The following is a 2,755-nucleotide window of genomic DNA, read 5'->3' on the forward strand; positions in this document are numbered from 1 at the left end:
CCACCGCCGCCTTGGTCACTTCCATCAGCTTCTCGCTGGGATAGCGCCAGCCCCGGGGGCAGGGGGCCATCACGTTCAAAAAGGCCGCGCCGGGGGTGTAGATGGCCTTGTGGGCCTTGTTGGAAAGGTCGGAGAAGTTGCCGATAAAGGTGGTCTGGGCGGCATAGGGGATGCCGTGGCCACCATGATCTTGGTCAGGTTCTTCTTCTGCTGGAGCTTGCCGGGGACCGCCACGCCGTAGGGCGTGGTGGTGGTGTCGGCAAAGTGGGGGGTGGAGGAGGAGCGCTGGATGCCGGTGTTCATGTATGCCTCGTTGTCGTAGCAGACATACACCATGTCGTGGCCCCGCTCCATGGCCCCGGAGAGGGACTGGAAGCCGATGTCATACGTGCCGCCGTCGCCGCCGAAGGCGATGAACTTCCACGTCTCGTCGATCTTGCCCCGCTTCTTCATGGCCTTGTACGCCGTCTCCACGCCGCTCATGGTGGCGCCCGCGTTTTCAAACGCGTTGTGGATGAAGCTGTCCTTCCACGCGGTGTAGGGGTACATGAAGGTGGAAACCTCCAAACAGCTGGTGGCGGAGCAGACCACCGCGTGGTCCTCCGGGTTCAGCGCGCGCAGCACCGTCCGCACGGCGATGGGGGAGCCGCAGCCCGCGCACATTCTGTGGCCGCCGGAAAGGCGGTCTTCCTTTTGCAGTTCTTCTTTCAGATTGTAGCTCATGACTGTTCTCCCTCCTTATTCCCGCACGTCCAGATAGCGGTAGGTCTCGCCGGTCTTGCCCGTGGCGGCGATGTCCGCCAGCTCGCCAAACACCTGCTGGATGCTCTCCACCCGCACGTCGCGGCCGCCCAGACCGTAGATATAGCTGATGCCCTTGGGCGCGCTGACACCCTGCGCGTACAGCGCCGCGGTGACTTCGGCAAACATGGGGCCGCAGTGGCCGTTGAAGCTGTCGTCCTTGTCCATCACGGCAAAGGCCTTCACGTTCTTCAGCGCCTCCACAATCTCCTCGGCGGGGAAGGGACGGAAGGAACGAACCTTCACAAGGCCCACCTTTTTCCCCTGTGCCCGCAGCTGGTTGACCGTCTCCTTCGCCGTGCCGGCGGAGGAACCGATGATGACGAGAGCCTCCTCGGCGTCGTCCATCTCGTACTTTTCGATCAGGTCATAGCTCCGGCCGGTCAGCTTGCCAAACTCCGCGCCGACCTTCTTAATAACGTCCTTCGCGTCCATCATGGCCTGAGCCTGCTGGCGCTTGGCCTCCATGTAGTACACGGGGGTGGCGTACGCGCCCACGGCCATAGGCTCGTCCTTGTTCAGAAGGTAGTGCTGCGGCTTGTACTCGCCCACGAATGCCTTGACCTTTTCGTCCTCCACCAGCTCGATGTTCTCGATGGCGTGGGAGGTGATGAAGCCGTCCTGACAGACCATAATGGGCAGACCCACCGCCTCGCCGATGCGCATGGCCTGCAGGTAGTTGTCATAGGCCTCCTGATTCGTCTCGGCGAACAGCATCAGCCAGCCCGCGTCCCGCACGCCCATGGCGTCGGAATGGTCGTTGTTGATGTTGATGGGGCCGCTCAGCGCGCGGCAGGAAACCGCCAGTGTGATGGGCAGACGGTCCGAAGCCGCCACGTACAGCATCTCGGTCATGTAGCAAAGACCGCAGGAGGAGGTTGCGCTGATGGCGCGGCAGCCGGCGGCCTGCGCGCCGATGCAGGTGGACATGGCGGAGTGCTCGCTCTCCACGGGGATGAACTCGGTGTCCACCTCGCCGTTATCCACGTATGTAGAAAAATACTGCGGAATCTCGGTGGACGGAGTGATGGGGAACGCGCCCATGACGTCCGGATTGATCTGCTTCATGGCAAAGGCAACGGCCTCGTTGCCGGAAAGTCTTTCTCGAATACCCATTTTCTCGTCCCCTCCTTATTTCTCGTCCTTGACCATCGTGATGGCCCCGAAGGGACACGCGTTGGCGCAGATGCCGCAGCCCTTGCAGAAGAAGTAGTTGAAGTCGCCGCGCTTGCCGTCCTTCACGGGGATGGACATATCCGGACACACCGGCGCGCACAGCAGGCACTGCCTGCACTTGTCCATATCCAGCACCGGCTTCATCGTCCGCCAGTCGCCGGTTTCCACCGTCTCGGACGTACCGCCCTCGAAAATATTACAGCCGGGGGTGAGATCCCGCCACTTTACGTCCGGCGTCATATCCTTAGCCAAATGACTCATCCTACCTGTACCTCCTCCATAGAACGCTTCAGGGCCCGCATGTTGCCCTCGATGACCTGAGGCTTGCTTGCAAACTTATGCTTGAAGGAAGCCTCCATATCCTTGATGAATTCCTCAACGCCCACCACGCCGGAGACTTTCACAATGGCGGCCAGCATGGGCGTGTTGGGGAAGTTTTTGCCCAGTTCCTCCTCGCTGATCTGTCCCGCGTCAATGGTGCAGACCTTGCCCTTGTAGCCCTTCAGCTTGGGGCGCAGCTCTGCGGGGGTCTTGTTGGAGTTGACCACGATGGCGCCGGTTTCCTTCAGGCCCGCGGTCACGTCCACGGAGGCGATGAGGGTTTCGTCCACCACCACCACATAGTCCGGGAAATAGATGTTGGAATGGACGGTGCTGCGCTCCGAGCTGATGCGGTTATACGCCGTGATGGGCGCGCCCATCCGCTCCGGGCCGTACTCCGGAAAGCCCTGCACGAACTTCCCTGTGTTGAACGCCGCGTCCGCCAGCAGCAGCGACG

General features: G+C 61.6%; 3 protein-coding genes and 1 pseudogene. All 4 read right to left on the minus strand.

Translation table 11 applies throughout. The features are described from left to right. A pseudogene (locus ON16_RS14770) lies at positions 1–723 on the minus strand (thiamine pyrophosphate-dependent enzyme); the annotation flags it as partial. Between the two features lie 15 nt (positions 724–738). Continuing rightward, positions 739–1,917: a pyruvate ferredoxin oxidoreductase gene (gene porA / locus ON16_RS14775; protein ID WP_040664378.1), complete on the minus strand. Its 1,179-nt coding sequence runs from the start codon at positions 1,915–1,917 to the stop codon at positions 739–741. A gap of 15 nt (positions 1,918–1,932) precedes the next feature. Next, positions 1,933–2,238, minus strand: a complete 306-nt coding sequence (locus tag ON16_RS14780; protein ID WP_051131809.1) for a 4Fe-4S binding protein — start codon at positions 2,236–2,238, stop codon at positions 1,933–1,935. Next, on the minus strand, positions 2,235–2,755 hold a 521-nt coding region (locus ON16_RS14785), incomplete at its 5' end, for a 2-oxoacid:acceptor oxidoreductase family protein (protein ID WP_040664380.1). The genes ON16_RS14785 and ON16_RS14780, both read right to left, overlap by 4 nt.

The organism is Oscillibacter ruminantium GH1, assembly GCF_000307265.1.
Taxonomy (GTDB): domain Bacteria; phylum Bacillota; class Clostridia; order Oscillospirales; family Oscillospiraceae; genus Oscillibacter; species Oscillibacter ruminantium.

Coding starts and splice junctions, on each gene's coding strand:
- porA (WP_040664378.1), bottom strand. CDS start 1,917: ATGGGTATTCGAGAAAGACTTTCCGGCAACGAGGCCGTTGCCTTTGCC.
- ON16_RS14780 (WP_051131809.1), bottom strand. CDS start 2,238: ATGAGTCATTTGGCTAAGGATATGACGCCGGACGTAAAGTGGCGGGAT.